This window comes from Pseudooceanicola nanhaiensis DSM 18065 (assembly GCF_000688295.1).
GTDB lineage: Bacteria > Pseudomonadota > Alphaproteobacteria > Rhodobacterales > Rhodobacteraceae > Pseudooceanicola > Pseudooceanicola nanhaiensis.
The window spans coordinates 1340213-1356630 of the sequence record NZ_JHZF01000013.1; the positions used below are offsets into that span (position 1 = coordinate 1340213).

Below are 16418 nucleotides of genomic sequence, written 5' to 3' on the forward strand. Positions count from 1 at the left end.
GTCATCCCCGGGGCCATGAAACACCCCGCCCGCCATCGCGCGACCCTCATCGGCTTCACCGCCGTCCTGCTCTGGGCGCTGCTGGCACTCTTCACCGTGGGCAGCGCGCCGGTGCCGCCGTTGCAGCTCAACGCGATGTGCTTTGCCATCGGCGGGGCGCTCGGGGTCGGCTGGCTGCTCGCCAGGGGCGGCGCGGCGCGGCTGAGGGCGGTGCCGCCGAGGGTCTACCTCTTCGGGACGGCGGGGCTCTTCGGATACCATGCGCTCTACTTCGCGGCGCTCAGGCTCGCCCCGCCGGCCGAGGCCGGGCTGATCGCCTATCTCTGGCCGCTGCTGATCGTGCTCTTCTCGGGCCTGCTCCCCGGCGAGAGGCTGGGGGCCGGGCACCTGATGGGCGCGCTCGCGGGTTTCGCGGGGGCGGCGCTGATCGTGGGCGGCGGCGCGGGCTTCGACAGCACGGCGCTGCCGGGCTATGCGCTGGCCTTCGCCTGCGCGCTGACATGGTCGGGCTATTCGGTGATCTCGCGCCGGCTGGGCGCGATCCCGACCGAAAGCGTGGTGGTCTTCTGCCTCGCCACCGCCGCGCTCTCGGTCCCGCTGCACCTGGGTTTCGAGGAGACGGTCTGGCCCGTCTCGGCCCTTGGCTGGGCGGCGGTCGCGGGGCTGGGGCTGGGGCCCGTGGGGCTTGCCTTCTACGTCTGGGACCACGGCGTGAAGCGCGGCGACATCCAACTGCTCGGCGTGGCGAGCTATGCCGCGCCGCTCCTGTCCACGCTGGTGCTGGTCCTGACGGGGTTCGCCGAGCCGACGTGGCGGCTCGGCGTGGCTGCGCTGCTGATCACCGGCGGGGCGGCGCTTGCCGCGCGCGCCAGTTTCCGGGCCGCGGACCAGGCGCCCTGATCCCCGGATGATCGCATCCGGTGAGGGTCAGCTCAGCCGGCTGATCTCTTCCTTGAGTCGCAGTTTTTCCTTCTTGAGTTCCCGGATCTCCTGATCGGAGCAGCCGGGCGACCGCTGTGCCTTGTCCACGGCGGCCGAGAGGACCTGGTGTTTCTTCTTCAGCTCTTCGATATGCGAACCCAAGCTCATCAGTCTCTCCTCTCAATGATGACAACAGGTGAAGTGGAACACAGATTTACATTTGTGTCACGCGGCACCGAAGCACTTTGAAAGAGCGGCTGTTAACAGCCGATTAGCGCGCGGCGTGGAATTCCAGCGCCGATTCGCCGCGCAGAATCGCGGCCGCGAGGGGGGTGTAGTCGGCCCGTCCGCCATAGCTGTCGCCCGCGTGGACAAGCAGCCCGTCATGCAGCCGGAAGGCGGCCCTGCCGCCCTTGCGGCCCCGCAGGAGCGCGAGCTGGCTTTCGCGGCCGCGGCGCGGGACAAGCGGTTTCAGCTCCAGCGAGCCGAGGCGCGCGGCGAAGGCGGTCAGCAGCTCCGGCAGGCGTTCGGCGCGATGGATGAAGGTCACCGTGCCCCCCGGGGCCGTGCGCCGGGCGGCGGCGGCGACCCAGATGTCGAGCGGCGTGGCCTCGCCATAGGCGGCCTCGCGCGAGGGGTCGGGCCCGGCGACCGAGGCGTCGCGGCGGAAGTAGGGCGGGTTGGCGATCACGTGGTCGAACTGGCGCTGGCGCAGCGCCGCGGGCAGCTCGGCCAGGTCGCCGGTGAAGACCTCCATCTCCAGGCCGTTCAGACTGGCGTTGCGGATGGCGAGTGCGGCGTGATCGGCCTGCCGCTCGACCCCGGCCAGCACGAGGCCCGGCACCCGCATGCCGGCGCAGAGCGCCGCCGTGCCGACGCCGCAGCCGAGGTCCAGCAGGCTCTGCCCCGGCTTCGCCGGCACCGAGGCGGCCAGCAGCACCGGGTCCACCCCCGCGCGGTAGCCCCGCTTCGGCTGGCAGAGCATCAGCCTGCCGCCAAGGAAGGCATCGCGGGAGAGGGTCGCCTCATCCATCCGCGTCGATTCCGTTGTCGCGGATCGTGCGGAGGGCGCGGTCGTAATCCTCGGCCCGGACCATCAGGCGGCGCGGCAAGATGCCGATGGATCCCTCGAGGACGCTCATGTTTACGTCCATTTCGAAGCAGTCTATATCCTCCCCCTGAAGCAGGGCCCGGGCGAAGGCGATCACGGTGATGTCGGTGCTGCGTAGGAGCTGTTTCATGTCGGGGAAAGTGGGGGTGCGACGCGGTTTTGTCGAGGTTGCTCTCCGGCGCTGAAGGAATGACGATGGATCAGGTAGCCACCAAACCGCACGACGCGCTGGCCGCGCATCTGGCAGACGAGATGGCGGCCGTCAACGAGGTGATCCGGGAGCGCATGGCCTCGCGCCACGCGCCGCGTATCCCCGAGGTGACGGCCCATCTTGTCGAGGCCGGGGGCAAGCGGCTGCGGCCGATGCTGGTGCTCGCCGCCGCGCGGCTCTGCGGATACGAGGGGCGCCACCACGTGAGCCTCGCCGCGACGGTGGAGTTCATCCACACGGCGACCCTTTTGCATGACGATGTCGTCGACGAGAGCGCGCAGCGGCGCGGGCGGCCGACGGCGAACCTGCTCTGGGACAACAAGTCCTCGGTCCTCGTGGGTGATTACCTCTTCGCCCGCGCCTTCCAGCTGATGGTGGAGCCCGGGAACCTGCGCGTCCTGTCGATCCTGTCCGACGCCTCGGCCACGATCGCCGAGGGCGAGGTGCTGCAATTGTCGGCGGCGCAGGACCTGCGCACGTCCGAGGACGTCTACCTCCAGATCGTGCGCGGCAAGACCGCGGCGCTGTTTGCCGCGGCGACCGAGGCGGGGGCCGAGATCGCGGGCGCCGAGCCTGAGGTCGTGGAGGCGCTGCGCGATTATGGCGACGCGCTTGGAATCGCGTTCCAGATGGCCGACGACCTGCTGGATTACGAGGGCGACGCGGGGGCCACCGGCAAGAACATCGGCGACGATTTCCGCGAGCGCAAGCTGACCCTGCCGGTGATCAAGGCGGTGGCCGCCGCCGATGCGGAGGAGCGTGCCTTCTGGGTGCGCTGCATCGAGAAGGGGCGGCAGGAGGAAGGCGACCTTGCGCAGGCCCTCGGGCTTCTGGCGCGGCACGGGGCGCTTGACGCGACGCGGGAGGCGGCCTTCGGATGGTCCGCCACGGCGAAGGCGGCGCTTGCGAAGGTGCCGGCGCATCCGGTGCGCGACATGCTGGCCGAGATCGCGGATTACGTGGTCGCGCGTCTGCGGTGAGCGGCTGCCGGGCCGCAGCCCGGCCTGCGGAGATCCGAGAGGGCGGGGTCTACCCCGCCTTTTTCGTTTCACTGCCTGCCGAAGCCCTGAGGGCGCGGGCGCCGGGCAGAGGTTCGCGCCAATGAAAAACGCCCGCTCCGTGGGAGCGGGCGTTTCGATGGCGTCCGAAGGCCCTACGCGTGGATCGCGCCGTCGCCGCAGGCCAGCGCGGCCTCGCGGACGGCTTCCGACCACGTCGGGTGCGCGTGGCAGGTGAGCGCGAGGTCCTGCGCCGAGGCGCCGAATTCCATCGCCACGCAGACCTCGTGGATCAGGTCGCCCGCGCCCGGCCCGATGATATGGGCGCCGAGGATGCGGTCGGTTTCCTTGTCGGCGAGGATCTTCACGAAGCCCTCGGCGGCGAAGACCGCCTTGGCCCGCGCGTTGCCCATGAAGGAGAACTTGCCCGCCTTGTAGGCGCGGCCGGATTTCTTCAGCGTGTCCTCGGTTTCGCCCACCGAGGCGACCTCGGGCCAGGTGTAGATCACGCCCGGGATGACGCCGTAGTTCACGTGGCCATGCTTCCCGGCGATCACCTCGGCGCAGGCCATGCCCTCGTCCTCGGCCTTGTGGGCGAGCATCGGGCCCTTCACCGCGTCGCCGATGGCGTAGATGCCCTTGACGCTGGTCGCCCAGTGCTCGTCGGTCTCGATCACGCCCCGGTCGGTCATCTTCACGCCGAGATCCTTGAGCCCCAGCCCGTCGGTGAAGGCCTTGCGGCCGGTGGCCACCAGCACGACGTCGGCCTCGAGCTCGGCCTCGCTGTCGTCCTTCTTGAGCTTGTAGGTCACCTTGGCCTTCGTCTTCGTGGCCTCGACCGTCTGGACGGCGGCGCCCATGATGAACTCCATCCCCTGCTTCTTGAGGATCTTCTGGAAGTTCTTCTGCACTTCGGGGTCCATGCCGGGGGTGATCTGGTCGAGGAATTCGACCACCGTCACCTCGGTGCCGAGCCGGGCGTAGACCGACCCCATCTCGAGCCCGATCACGCCCGCGCCGATCACCACCATCTTCTTGGGGATCTTCGGCAGCGACAGCGCTCCGGTGGAGCTGACGACGATCTTCTCGTCAAGCTCCACGCCGGGGAGGGAGGCCGCCTCGGATCCGGTGGCGACGATGATGTTCTTCGCCTCGTGGACCTCGTCGCCGACCTTGACCTTGCCCGCCTCGGGGATCGAGCCCCAGCCCTTGAGCCAGTCGATCTTGTTCTTCTTGAACAGGAATTCGATGCCCTTGGTGTTCTGGTTCACGACGTCCTGCTTGTAGGCCTGCATCGTCTCCCAGTCGACGGTGGGCGCCTTGCCCTTCAGCCCCATGGTGGCGAAGTTGGCTTCCGCCTCGTGCAGCTGATGGGTCGCGTGCAGCAGCGCCTTGGAGGGGATGCATCCCACGTTCAGGCAGGTCCCGCCCAGCGTCTCGCGGCCCTCGACACAGGCGGTCTTGAGCCCGAGCTGCGCGCAGCGGATGGCGGCCACGTATCCGCCGGGGCCTGCGCCGATCACGATCACATCATAGGATGCCATTTGCTTCTCCTTGGGTCGGTTGCGACGTCGGGGGCACGGGCCTCGCGTCGGTCATATATATGTCGTTCCGGGACGGCTGCCGTTGCATCGCCGTCATCCCTGCCATGTCAGGGCGGTTACCAGCAGGATCGTGGTGGCGGCAAGGCCGACGAGCCAGATCAGAGAGCGCCATGGCACCCAGCCGAAGACATAGGCGGGGATGTAGAGCACGCGGGCGGCAAGGTAGAGCCACGCGCAGGCCACGGTCAGCGGCCCGGACTTGTCGGCCACGGCCAGCACGAGCACCGCGATGGCGAAGAGGATCAGCCCCTCGAAATGGTTGTCGAGCGCGCGCTTGATGCGGCCGGGCTTGCCGGTCAGCTCGATCGGCTCGTCGCGCGGCCTGAGCGCGGCCTTGCGCCCGGCCTGGGCCTGGCCGGCGACAGAGTAGAGCGCGAGCTGTCCGACCTGGAGCAGCCCCGCGAGGGCAAGCGCCGTGAGTTCCGGGGTCATCGCCATCAGAGCACCGCCGCCACGATCATCGCCAGCGTGGCCAGAAGGCCCAGGGTGAAGATCAGCGAGCGCCACGGCGCCCAGCCATAGAGATAGGCCGGCACGTAGAGCGCACGGGCGCCCACGTAGGTCCAGGCGCAGAGGGCGGTGAACCACGAGTTCTGGCCGGTGAACTGGACGAGCACGACGGCGGTGATGAAGAGCCCGATGTTCTCGACATGATTGTCGAGCGCCCGGCGCAGGCGCTTGGTGTCCCGCGACAGCTCGGGCATGTCGTCGCGCGGCGAGGTGTTCTTCTCGACCCCGGCGTCGCGGGTCAGGCGCTGCTGCGCCATCGCCATGATGACGACGTGGATCAGGGCGCAGGCGGCAAGGGCGGCGAGCTCGTGAGTCATGCGGTCCTCAGGAAATGCGCGTCGGAGGCGGTGACCCCGGCCCGGCGCCCGTGGGTGTCCGCGGCGGCGCGCTGGAGCCAGCCTTCGGCCTTCGCCCGGTCGGAGACGTCGAAGAGGATCCAGACCCGGCCGGCCTGGTCCGCGTCGGTCCAGAGCTGAAGGCGGGAGAGGCCGGCGTGGGCCTGGTCCTCGCTGTCGTCCATCAGCGCCTTGACCAGCGTCTCGGGGTCGGAGCCGTCGAGGCGGCAGAGAAGTTGCAGAGCCATGATGTGCCTCAGAGTGCCAGAAGATAAAGCCAGAAGGTCATCGCGTAGCCCACGAGCCAGGCCGCGGTCCGCACCCAGGGGATGCCGAGCGCGAAGACCACCACGTAGACGATGCGGGCGAACAGGAAGATCCAGGCGAGGCTGTCGGCGACGGGCGGGATCGCGCCCCGGCCCTCGAGGATCAGGATCGCCGGGGCGAAGAGCGCCATGGCGACGACGGAGTTCATCTGCGCCTTGTCCATGCGCCCGGCGAGCCCGGTCAGCAAGGGCAGGCTCTCGCGGTTGCCGGCCAGCTGCGACAGTTCGAGCTTCCGGCCGGCCGCCAGCACCTGCACGAGGATCGTCAGCAGCACCACGAGGCCGTAGAGCGCGAGAACGCCGGTGAGGGAGGTCATGGGCATGTCCTTTCAGCTCTCTTCGTCCGTGGTTTCGGTATGGTAGGCGATTTCGTCGAAACTGTCCGCCGGGAAGGTGTAGAGAAAGCGCATCCGTCCCTTGGCGTTGCGCCATTCGTGGACACAGCCGGGCGGCACGAAGAACGTGTCGCCGGGGCGCATCTCGAGCACCTCGCCGTCGAGCCGGGCGTGACCGTGGCCCTCGATCACATGCACGGTTTCCGGCACGTCGTGCCAATGCGCCGCCTCGACGTCGCCGGGGTGCAGCGTCGCAATCCCCTGCACGAGGCCGTGGCTGGGCGTCGCGTCGCGTGACAGGAGCGTGCGGTAGGTGACGAGCGTTTCCTCCCGCGGGTCCCAGAGATGGGGCGGGCTGTCGGCAATGCTGACGCGCGTGGCCTTGGACATCGGATACCGGTCCCGGGCTTTGCCGCCGGGCGGGCGGCGGTTGAGTCCCCGTGAGCCCCGCTCGGGGGCACACGGGGGGGGTGTTGGTGCGGCGCGTGGCCCGGCCCGCGGCCGGACCCACGCACCCGTCTTACAGGTCCATCAGCAGACGGCGCGGATCCTCGAGCGCCTCCTTGACGCGGACGAGGAAGGTCACGGCGCCCTTGCCGTCGACGATCCGGTGGTCGTAGCTGAGGGCGAGGTACATCATCGGGCGGATCTTGATCTCGCCGTCGACGACCATCGGCCGGTCCTGGATCTTGTGCATGCCCAGAATGCCGGACTGCGGGGGGTTCAGGATCGGCGAGGACATCAGCGAACCGTAGACGCCGCCGTTCGAGATGGTGAAGGTCCCGCCCTGCATCTCGCCCATCGAGAGCTTGCCGTCCCGGGCGCGGCGGCCCTTCTCTGAGATGGCCTTCTCGATCTCGGCGAAGGACATGGAATCGACGTCGCGGATCACCGGCACGACAAGGCCCTGCGGGGTCCCGGCGGCGATGCCCATGTGGACGAAGTTCTTGTAGACCACGTCGGTGCCGTCGATCTCGGCGTTGACCTCGGGGACCTCCTTCAGCGCGTGGCAGCAGGCCTTGGTAAAGAACGACATGAAGCCGAGGCGGACGCCGTGCTTCTTCTCGAACTCGTCCTTGTACTGGCTGCGGAGCGCCATCACCTCGGTCATGTCCACCTCGTTGTAGGTGGTCAGCATGGCCGCGGTGTTCTGCGCGTCCTTCAGGCGGCGCGCGATGGTCTGGCGCAGGCGGGTCATCTTCACCCGCTCTTCGCGGGCCGCGTCGTCGGCGGGGACCGGCGCGCGCGGCGGGGCCTTGGCCTCGGGCGCGGCGGACCTGGCGGAGGTGGCGGCGGCGACGGCCTTCTGGACGTCTTCCTTCATGATCCGCCCGTCACGGCCCGAACCGGTGACCTGATCGGCCGAGATCCCGGCCTCGGCCATCGCCTTCTTGGCCGAGGGCGCGTCCTCGATGTCCTTGTCCGAGGCTTTCGCCGCAGGCGCCGCCTCGGGCTCCTGCGTGCCTGCCTCGGGTTTCGGCGCGGCCGCAGCGCCGCCGGCGCCCGATGTCATCTCGGCCAGCTTGCCGCCGGCTTCGACCGTCTCGCCCTCGGGCTTGAGGATCTTGCCCAGCACACCCGCGGCGGGCGCGGGCACCTCGACCGAGACCTTGTCGGTCTCGAGTTCGCAGAGCATCTCGTCCGCCTCGACCTGGTCGCCTTCCTTCTTGAACCAGGTGGCGACGGTCGCTTCGGTCACGGATTCGCCCAGCGTCGGGACCATGACGTCGATCGTGTCGCCGCCGGATGCCTGGGCGGGGGCCGGGTCGGGGGTTTCCTCGGATTTGGCCTGAACCCTCTCGCCGTCCGCCTCGTCGGAGCGGGGCTTCACCTCTTCGGGGCCGGCGTTGCCTTCCTCGGAGATGTTGCCGAGGAGTGCGTCGACGCCCACGGTCTCGCCCTCGGCGGCGACGATGTCGGCCAGTGTGCCGGCTGCGGGCGAGGGGACCTCGACCGTCACCTTGTCGGTTTCCAGCTCGCAGAGCATCTCGTCCACGGCGACCTTGTCGCCCGGTTTCTTGAACCAGGTGGCGACGGTGGCCTCGGTGACGCTTTCGCCCAGGGTGGGGACGCGGATTTCAGTGGTCATGCGTTTATTTCCCTTCGATGGTCAGGGCCTCGTCCACGAGGGCGGCCTGTTGCGCCTTGTGCTGCGCGGCGAGCCCCGTGGCGGGCGAAGCGGTGGCGACGCGGCCGACATAGCGGGCGCGTCCGTGCTTGGCCTTGATCCGGCCCAGCACCCATTCGATGTTCGGTTCGATGAAGTTCCAGGCACCCTGGTTCTTCGGTTCCTCCTGGCACCAGACCATCTCGGCCTCGGGGAAGCGCTCCAGCTCCTTCACGAGGCTGATGGCCGGGAAGGGATAGAACTGCTCGATCCGCAGCAGGTAGACGTCGTCGATCCCGCGCGCGTCGCGTTCCTCCAGCAGGTCGTAATAGACCTTGCCCGAGCACATGACGACGCGCTTGATCTTGTCGTCCGGGGCCAGCGTCGTGTCCGAATTGCCGTACTGGGCGTCGTCCCAGAGCACCCGGTGGAAGCTGGAGCCGGTGGTGAACTCGTCCGCCTTCGACACCGCGAGCTTGTGGCGCAGAAGCGACTTCGGCGTCATCAGGATCAGCGGCTTCCGGAAGCTGCGGTGCAGCTGGCGGCGCAGGATGTGGAAGTAGTTCGCCGGCGTCGTGCAGTTCGCGACGATCCAGTTGTCCTGCCCGCACATCTGCAGGAAGCGTTCGAGACGGGCAGAGGAATGCTCCGGCCCCTGGCCCTCGTAGCCATGCGGCAGCAGGCAGACGAGGCCCGACATCCGCAGCCATTTCGATTCACCCGAAGAGATGAACTGGTCGAACATGATCTGCGCGCCGTTGGCGAAATCGCCGAACTGCGCCTCCCACATGGTGAGCGCGTTCGGTTCGGCCAGCGAGTAGCCGTATTCGAAGCCCAGCACCGCGTATTCCGAGAGCATCGAGTCGATGACCTCGTAGCGGGCCTGGCCCTGGCGGATGTTGTTGAGCGGGTAGTAGCGCTCTTCCGTCTCCTGGTTGATGAGGCCCGAATGGCGCTGCGAGAAGGTGCCGCGGGTCGAGTCCTGCCCCGAGAGGCGGACCGGGTAGCCCTCGGTCACGAGCGAGCCGAAGGCCAGCGCCTCGGCGGTCGCCCAGTCGAAGCCCTCGCCGCTGTCGAACATCTTCTTCTTCGACTCGAGCAGACGCTCGACGGTCTTGTGCAGCGGGAAGCCGTCGGGGGCGGAGGTCAGCGCCGCGCCGATCTCCTTGAAGGTCTCTTCCGCGATGGCGGTCTCGCCGCGCTGGTAATCCTCCTTCTCGCGTTCGAGATGGGACCACTTCCCGTCGAGCCAGTCGGCCTTGTTGGGCTTGTATTCCTTGCCGGCCTCGAACTCTTCGTTGAGGTGGGCCTGGAAGGCGGCCTTCATGTCCTCGATCTCTCCCTCGGGGATGAGACCGTCCTTGACCAGCCGATCGGTGTAGAGGCTCAGGGTCGTCTTGTGACCCTTGATCTTCTTGTACATGATCGGGTTGGTGAACATCGGCTCGTCGCCTTCGTTGTGACCGAAGCGGCGGTAGCAGAAGATGTCGATCACCACGTCCTTGTGGAACTTCTGGCGGAACTCGGTCGCGACCTTGGCGGCGTGGACCACGGCCTCCGGGTCGTCGCCGTTCACGTGGAAGATCGGCGCCTCGACCATCAGCGCGATGTCCGTGGGGTAGGGGGACGAGCGCGAGAAGTGCGGCGCGGTGGTGAAGCCGATCTGGTTGTTCACCACGATATGGATCGTGCCGCCGGTGCGGTGGCCGACGAGGCCCGAGAGCCCGAAGCATTCCGCCACGACGCCCTGGCCCGCGAAGGCCGCGTCGCCGTGCAGCAGCACGGGGATGACGGCGGTGCGGTCATGGTCGTTCAGCTGGAACTGCTTGGCCCGCGCCTTGCCCAGGACGACGGGGTTCACCGCCTCCAGGTGGCTGGGGTTCGCGGTCAGCGAAAGGTGCACGGTGTTGCCGTCGAATTCGCGGTCCGAGGAGGCGCCGAGGTGGTATTTCACGTCGCCCGAACCGTCCACGTCCTCGGGCTTGAAGCTGCCGCCCTGGAATTCGTTGAAGATCGCGCGGTAGGGCTTGCCCATCACGTTGGCCAGCACCGACAGGCGGCCGCGGTGGGGCATGCCGATCACGATGTCCTTCGCGCCCAGCGAGCCGCCGCGCTTGATGATCTGCTCCATCGCCGGGATCAGGGCTTCGCCGCCGTCGAGGCCGAAGCGCTTGGTGCCCATGTACTTGACGTGCAGGAACTTCTCGAAGCCCTCGGCCTCGACCAGCTTGTTCAGGATCGCGCGGCGGCCTTCGCGGGTGAAGGTGATCTCCTTGCCGAAGCCCTCGATCCGCTCCTTCAGCCAGCCGGCCTCCTCGGGGTTCGAGATGTGCATGTACTGGAGCGCGAAGGTGCCGCAGTATGTCCGCTTCACGATCTCGACGATCTGGCGCATCGGGGCGATCTCCAGCCCCAGCACGTTGTCGATGAAGATCGGGCGGTCCATGTCCGATTCCTCGAACCCGTAGCTCTTCGGGTCGAGCTCGGGATGCGCGGTCTCGTCCCGCATGCCCAGCGGGTCGAGGTCGGCGGCGAGGTGGCCGCGGATCCGGTAGGCGCGGATGATCATCAGGGCGCGGACCGAATCGAGCACCGCCTGCTTCACCGCCTCGTCCGAAACCTTGACCCCCTTTTCGGCAGCCTTGGCCTTGATCTTGTCGCCCGCGCCCTTCGCCTCGGCCGGGAGCGGCTGCGGCCACATGCCGTCGAGCGCCGCGGTCAGCTCGTCATTGGGTTGCGGCGGCCAGTCGCTGCGCGCCCAGGAGGGGCCCGCGGCCTCGGCCTTCACCGCGCGGTCGTCGTCGCCGAGGGTGCGGAAGAATTCGGCCCAGGCCTCGTCCACCGATTTCGGGTCGTTGGCGTAGCGGGCATAGAGCTGTTCGAGGTATTCCGCGTTGTGCCCCTGCATGAAGCTGGAGGCATGGAACTGGTCGTTCGGCGATTGGTCGGTCATTGCGAGACCTCTTGCGGGTTGGGGCCCCACTGGTTGGGGCCGGGTTGCGACGGGCGTGTCAGCCAGAAGAGCACGATGAACGGCGACAGGAACAGGACGACGACGGCAAACAACAGGATGATGCCGATCGCGCCCGAGAAGAGCTGCCCCAGGTTGCCGGAGGCCAGGTGATCCATGCCGCCGACGAAGGCGATGAACATGAAGGTGCCGACCATCGCGATCACGGGGTAGAAGACATAGAGCCCCGACCGCCCGGTGTCGTGCATCCGCCGCCAGGCGGCGGCGAGGGCGGGCAGGAAGGTGGCAAGGCTGAAGAGGGCCGCGAGGGGGCCGTTCGATTCAGCCGAGAAGCTGGTGCCGGTGACATCGACCCTGCCCGTCCCGAACAGGATCCCGTCCAGGATGCCGGCGACGATGTTGCCGAGGATGATGAAGAGGGCGAACCACCAGTATTCGGAGCGCGGCGCGCGGCCCGAGAAGGTGACGTACTTCCGGAAGCAGGTCCGGACGGCTTCTGCGAAACTCATGTCCTGTGCTCCTTCCGGGTCAGGGCCGGGCCCGGAGGCCCGGCCTCGGGTGTTACCCGATCGCTTTCAGAACGGCCTCGCCCAGCCCGGCGGGGCTGTCCGCGACCACGATCCCGGCGGATTTCATCGCCTCGATCTTGTCCTCGGCACCGCCCTTGCCGCCGGCGACGATGGCGCCCGCGTGACCCATGCGGCGGCCCGGAGGCGCCGTGCGGCCGGCGATGAAACCCGCGGTCGGTTTCGACCGGCCGCGCTTCGCCTCGTCCTTGAGGAACTGCGCCGCGTCTTCCTCGGCCTGGCCGCCGATCTCGCCGATCATGATGATCGACTGGGTCTCGTCGTCCGCGAGGAACATCTCGAGCACGTCGATATGTTCGGTCCCCTTGATCGGGTCGCCGCCGATGCCGACGGCCGACGACTGGCCGAGGCCCGCGTCGGTGGTCTGCTTCACGGCCTCGTAGGTCAGGGTGCCCGAACGGGACACGACGCCGACCGAACCGCGCTTGTGGATGTGGCCCGGCATGATGCCGATCTTGCAGGCGCCCGGCGTGATGACGCCCGGGCAGTTCGGTCCGATCAGCCGCGACTTGGAGGTCTGCAGCGCGGCCTTCACCTTCATCATGTCGAGGACCGGGATCCCTTCGGTGATGCAGATGATCAGCGGCATCTCCGCGTCGATCGCCTCGAGGATCGAATCCGCGGCGAACGGCGGCGGCACGTAGATGACCGAGGCATTCGCCTGGGTCTCGTGCATCGCCTCGTGGACCGAATTGTAGACCGGCAGGTCGAGGTGCGTGGTGCCGCCCTTGCCGGGGGTCACGCCGCCGACCATCTTGGTGCCGTAGGCGATCGCCTGCTCGGTGTGGAAGGTGCCCTGCGAGCCGGTGAGGCCCTGGCAGATGACCCTGGTGTTTTCGTCGACGAGAACTGCCATGTGCCTTACCCCTTCACTTCTTTCACGATCTTCTCGGCACCGTCGGACAGGTTGTCCGCCGCGATGACGTTCAGGCCGGAATTGTTGATGATCTCCTTGCCCTTCTCGACATTGGTGCCTTCGAGCCGGACGACCAGCGGAACCTGGAGCCCGACTTCCTTCACCGCGGCGACCACGCCCTCGGCGATGACGTCGCAGCGCATGATGCCGCCGAAGATGTTGACGAGGATGCCCTTCACGTTCGGATCGCTGGTGATGATCTTGAACGCCTCGGTCACCTTGTCCTTGGTCGCACCGCCGCCCACGTCGAGGAAGTTGGCAGGCTCCGCGCCGTAGAGCTTGATGATGTCCATCGTCGCCATGGCGAGGCCCGCGCCGTTCACCATGCAGCCGATCTCACCGTCGAGCGCGATGTAGTTCAGGTCGTACTTGGAGGCGGCGAGTTCCTTGGGGTCTTCCTCGGTCTCGTCGCGCAGCGCCTGGATGTCGGGGTGGCGGTAGAGCGCGTTGCCGTCGAAGCCGAGCTTGGCGTCGAGCAGCTTCAGGCTGCCGTCCTTGAGCGTGATCAGCGGGTTGATCTCGAGCATCTCCATGTCCTTCTCGATGAAGGCCTTGTAGAGCTTGCCCATCAGGTCGACGCAGGCTTTGACCTGCTTGCCCTCGAGACCCAGCATGAAGGCGATGCGGCGGCCGTGGAACGGCTGGTAGCCGGTGGCCGGATCGACGCTGAAGCTGAGGATCTTCTCGGGGGTCGACGCGGCGACCTCCTCGATGTCCATGCCGCCTTCGGTCGAGCAGACGAAGCTGACCTTCGAGGTCTGGCGATCGACGAGCAGGGCGAGATAGAGCTCGCGCTCGATATCCGAGCCGTCCTCGATGTAGATGCGGTTGACCTGCTTGCCGGCCGGGCCGGTCTGGTGCGTGACCAGCGTGCGGCCAAGCATCTTCTTGGCTTCCTCGGCGGCCTCTTCCACGGACTTGGCGAGGCGCACGCCGCCCTTGTCGCCGGCGTCGGCTTCCTTGAACTTGCCCTTGCCGCGTCCGCCCGCGTGGATCTGCGCCTTGACGACCCAGAGCGGTCCGTCGAGTTCGCCCGCGGCGGTCTTGGCCTCCTCGGCTTTCGTCACCGCGCGGCCGTCCGACACCGGACAGCCATATTCGCGGAGAAGCGCCTTGGCCTGGTATTCATGGATGTTCATGAAATCCGTCCCTCGTTGCTGTGCTTCAGGGGTAATGCCACCACCTTGCGACAGGATGAATGGTTTTTTCCGTGCTGTCGGGGTTTTCCGCCGATTTTCTGCAGTTTGTGATCACAGGTTGAAAACGTGTGATCACAAAAACTGTCCACAGGTGCGAGGTGGCCTGCGGAAGCGGCACGGTAGGCGCCGCAGCGGGCAGAGAGGGAACGAAACGCGCCCGAGTCGCGGCGGATGGCAGCCATCACGAGGCACGCTTCCGGTAGAGACGTCCGCCCCCGGCCTTCTCGCCGGTGTCGGTCACCTGCGGGAAGGCGCCGGAGCGGACGAGGTCCAGGAAGCCGTGACCGCGGCGGACCTTCTCTCCGATGGGCAGGTCGTCCCAGCCCGGTCCGTAGACCTCGGGGAAATGAAAGGGGCCCGCGGACAGGTCTTTCAGGCGGGCGCGCAGGCGGCTGATCTCGGCATCGTCCATGCGGGGGGAACGGTCCCGGGCGCCGCGGGGTTCCGAAATGCAGAAGGGCGCCCCCGCGAGGGCGCCCTTCCGGCGAATGAACTGTCGCGATGCGCTCAGGAGAGGCTGTCGTCGATGCCCCGGCAGGCTTCCATCAGGCCCTTCACCGCGTCGACCGACTTGTCGAACATGGCCTGCTCGTCCTTGTTCATCTTGATGTCGACGATGCGCTCGATGCCGCCGGCACCGATCACGGTCGGCACGCCGACATACATGTTCTTCAGCCCGAACTCGCCGTCGAGATGGGCGGCGCAGGGCAGGACGCGCTTCTGGTCCTTCAGATAGGCCTCGGCCATCTCGATGGCGGAGGTGGCCGGCGCGTAGAAGGCCGAGCCGGTCTTCAGCAGGCCCACGATCTCGGCGCCGCCGTCGCGGGTGCGCTGGATGATCGCGTCGAGCTTCTCCTGCGTGGTCCAGCCCATCTTCACCAGGTCGGGCAGCGGGATGCCGGCGACGGTCGAATAGCGCGAGAGCGGCACCATCGTGTCGCCGTGGCCGCCCAGCACGAAGGCGGTGACGTCACGCATGGAGACGTTGAACTCGGAGGCGAGGAAGTGGCGGAAGCGTGCGGAATCAAGCACGCCGGCCATGCCGCAGACCTTGTTCGCGGGCAGGCCCGAGAACTGCTGCAGCGCCCAGACCATCGCGTCGAGCGGGTTGGTGATGCAGATGACGAAGGCGTCGGGCGCGTGGGACTTGATGCCCTCGCCCACGGATTTCATGACCTTGAGGTTGATGCCCAGCAGGTCGTCGCGGCTCATGCCCGGCTTGCGGGGCACGCCGGCGGTGACGATGCAGACGTCCGCGCCCGCGATGTCCTCGTAGCTCTGGGTGCCCTTGAGGGTCGCGTCGAAGCCTTCGGAAGGGCCCGATTCCGCGATGTCGAGCGCCTTGCCCTCGGGGATGCCCTCGGCGATGTCGAAGAGGACGACGTCGCCCAGTTCCTTGAGCGCGGCGAGGTGGGCGAGCGTGCCACCGATCTGACCTGCGCCGATCAGGGCAATCTTGGGTCTGGCCATTGGATGTTCTCCGGTCCGTTGGAAATCTCGGCGAAAGCCCTATGGCGTTTGCCCCTGACGCGCAAGTCCGCTCCGGGGGGCGGGGCCGAGCATCCAAAGCGGAAGCCCGCGGAAAACCCCGTGATATCAGGAAACTGCCGCCGTTCCGCGCATGTCTTTCGGTCTCCGGCCCCGTTGGCGACTGCGTCCCGAAGCCGCTCCGGAGGCGACTCGCCCGCCTGGCCCCGCCGCGTCCTCACGTCCTTTGCGTGCCGGCGCCCGGCGCACCCTATGCCGGATCCGAGGTGTCCGGCAGGGCCTCCGCCAGCGCCTCGTAGGCCTGCCCGCTGGCGACGAGGCAGGTCACCCCCGCCGGAGAGGTCACGGTGATCGTCCATGTCCCCGACTCGTCCGAGGCGAAGACCTCGACCACCTGGTTGTTCGCCCCGATGCCGATGGACTTGCGGCTTTCGCCGTAGCCCTCGGCCAGCCGGGCGAGCACGTTCTCGCGCGGCGCGCAGGCGCGGGCCTGCGCGGCGTCGGGTGCCATGAGGACGGCCATCAAGAGCGCGGCCGTTGCGAAGGTGAGAGCTTTCATTCCCGTGTTCCTTGCATGAAGGGCGACCGGTCGGCTGGCCTGCCCCGCGCGGAGCGACGGCCCGTCCCCTGGTGAGCTTGGCGGACACTGAACCCCTGAGCCGGCGGCCAAGCCGGGGGCCCTCCCTCTGCGTCCGGAACAGACGATGGGGCAGGGGCAAGAACAGGCGGTTAACCCCGCGGGCGTTGCCTCGCATCCGATCTAAATTTTCGGCCGCGCCGGCCCGGGGGAACATCGCTG

General features: G+C 67.8%; 19 protein-coding genes. 2 read left to right on the plus strand and 17 right to left on the minus strand.

What is annotated here, in order from left to right; translation table 11 throughout:
- Nucleotides 1–15: 15 nt before the first annotated feature.
- A complete protein-coding gene (yddG, locus tag Q344_RS0116595; protein ID WP_036539401.1) occupies nucleotides 16–900 on the plus strand; it encodes an aromatic amino acid exporter YddG in 885 nt (294 codons plus the stop codon).
- Nucleotides 901–927: 27 nt separating this feature from the next.
- Here yddG and Q344_RS25610 read toward each other — a convergent pair whose 3' ends face one another.
- From Q344_RS25610 to Q344_RS0116610, 3 genes are all read right to left on the minus strand, one after another.
- Complete coding sequence (locus Q344_RS25610; RefSeq protein WP_084178448.1) at nucleotides 928–1089, minus strand: YdcH family protein; 162 nt, start codon at nucleotides 1087–1089, stop codon at nucleotides 928–930.
- A gap of 103 nt (nucleotides 1090–1192) precedes the next feature.
- Nucleotides 1193–1954: a tRNA1(Val) (adenine(37)-N6)-methyltransferase gene (locus Q344_RS0116605; protein ID WP_028287744.1), complete on the minus strand. Its 762-nt coding sequence runs from the start codon at nucleotides 1952–1954 to the stop codon at nucleotides 1193–1195.
- A complete protein-coding gene (locus Q344_RS0116610; protein WP_028287745.1) occupies nucleotides 1947–2162 on the minus strand; it encodes a putative signal transducing protein in 216 nt (71 codons plus the stop codon). The genes Q344_RS0116605 and Q344_RS0116610 overlap by 8 nt, the downstream gene beginning before the upstream one ends.
- Nucleotides 2163–2221: 59 nt before the next feature.
- On the opposite strand from Q344_RS0116610, the gene Q344_RS0116615 reads away from it, so the two are divergent.
- Nucleotides 2222–3223, plus strand: a complete 1002-nt coding sequence (locus tag Q344_RS0116615) for a polyprenyl synthetase family protein (protein WP_028287746.1) — start codon at nucleotides 2222–2224, stop codon at nucleotides 3221–3223.
- A gap of 173 nt (nucleotides 3224–3396) precedes the next feature.
- Here Q344_RS0116615 and lpdA read toward each other — a convergent pair whose 3' ends face one another.
- From lpdA to Q344_RS0116685, 14 genes are all read right to left on the minus strand, one after another.
- Nucleotides 3397–4785, minus strand: a complete 1389-nt coding sequence (lpdA, locus tag Q344_RS0116620) for a dihydrolipoyl dehydrogenase (protein ID WP_028287747.1) — start codon at nucleotides 4783–4785, stop codon at nucleotides 3397–3399.
- A gap of 93 nt (nucleotides 4786–4878) precedes the next feature.
- Entirely contained in the window at nucleotides 4879–5277 is a 399-nt protein-coding gene (locus tag Q344_RS0116625; protein ID WP_028287748.1) for an MAPEG family protein, read from the minus strand.
- A 5-nt stretch (nucleotides 5278–5282) separates the two neighbouring features.
- Nucleotides 5283–5672: an MAPEG family protein gene (locus Q344_RS0116630; protein ID WP_028287749.1), complete on the minus strand. Its 390-nt coding sequence runs from the start codon at nucleotides 5670–5672 to the stop codon at nucleotides 5283–5285.
- Nucleotides 5669–5938, minus strand: a complete 270-nt coding sequence (locus Q344_RS0116635; protein ID WP_028287750.1) for a hypothetical protein — start codon at nucleotides 5936–5938, stop codon at nucleotides 5669–5671. The genes Q344_RS0116630 and Q344_RS0116635 overlap by 4 nt, the downstream gene beginning before the upstream one ends.
- Nucleotides 5939–5946: 8 nt before the next feature.
- Entirely contained in the window at nucleotides 5947–6333 is a 387-nt protein-coding gene (locus Q344_RS0116640; RefSeq protein ID WP_028287751.1) for an MAPEG family protein, read from the minus strand.
- 12 nt (nucleotides 6334–6345) lie between these two features.
- The gene (locus Q344_RS24245) at nucleotides 6346–6741 is read right to left on the minus strand and encodes a cupin domain-containing protein (protein WP_051630708.1); all 396 of its coding nucleotides are present in this window, start codon (nucleotides 6739–6741) and stop codon (nucleotides 6346–6348) included.
- A gap of 130 nt (nucleotides 6742–6871) precedes the next feature.
- Entirely contained in the window at nucleotides 6872–8440 is a 1569-nt protein-coding gene (gene odhB, locus Q344_RS0116650) for a 2-oxoglutarate dehydrogenase complex dihydrolipoyllysine-residue succinyltransferase (protein ID WP_028287752.1), read from the minus strand.
- Between the two features lie 4 nt (nucleotides 8441–8444).
- The gene (locus tag Q344_RS0116655) at nucleotides 8445–11411 is read right to left on the minus strand and encodes a 2-oxoglutarate dehydrogenase E1 component (RefSeq protein WP_028287753.1); all 2967 of its coding nucleotides are present in this window, start codon (nucleotides 11409–11411) and stop codon (nucleotides 8445–8447) included.
- The gene (locus tag Q344_RS0116660) at nucleotides 11408–11938 is read right to left on the minus strand and encodes a DUF805 domain-containing protein (protein ID WP_028287754.1); all 531 of its coding nucleotides are present in this window, start codon (nucleotides 11936–11938) and stop codon (nucleotides 11408–11410) included. Before Q344_RS0116660 ends, Q344_RS0116655 begins: the two co-directional genes overlap by 4 nt.
- A 52-nt stretch (nucleotides 11939–11990) precedes the next feature.
- Nucleotides 11991–12872, minus strand: a complete 882-nt coding sequence (gene sucD / locus Q344_RS0116665; RefSeq protein WP_028287755.1) for a succinate--CoA ligase subunit alpha — start codon at nucleotides 12870–12872, stop codon at nucleotides 11991–11993.
- Between the two features lie 5 nt (nucleotides 12873–12877).
- On the minus strand, nucleotides 12878–14071 hold the full coding sequence (gene sucC / locus Q344_RS0116670; RefSeq protein WP_028287756.1) for an ADP-forming succinate--CoA ligase subunit beta: 1194 nt from the start codon (nucleotides 14069–14071) through the stop codon (nucleotides 12878–12880).
- A 241-nt stretch (nucleotides 14072–14312) separates the two neighbouring features.
- The gene (locus Q344_RS0116675) at nucleotides 14313–14543 is read right to left on the minus strand and encodes a DUF1413 domain-containing protein (RefSeq protein WP_028287757.1); all 231 of its coding nucleotides are present in this window, start codon (nucleotides 14541–14543) and stop codon (nucleotides 14313–14315) included.
- A 95-nt stretch (nucleotides 14544–14638) separates the two neighbouring features.
- Entirely contained in the window at nucleotides 14639–15601 is a 963-nt protein-coding gene (gene mdh / locus Q344_RS0116680; RefSeq protein ID WP_028287758.1) for a malate dehydrogenase, read from the minus strand.
- A gap of 268 nt (nucleotides 15602–15869) precedes the next feature.
- Nucleotides 15870–16178: a hypothetical protein gene (locus tag Q344_RS0116685; RefSeq protein WP_028287759.1), complete on the minus strand. Its 309-nt coding sequence runs from the start codon at nucleotides 16176–16178 to the stop codon at nucleotides 15870–15872.
- Between the last annotated feature and the right edge of the window lie 240 nt (nucleotides 16179–16418).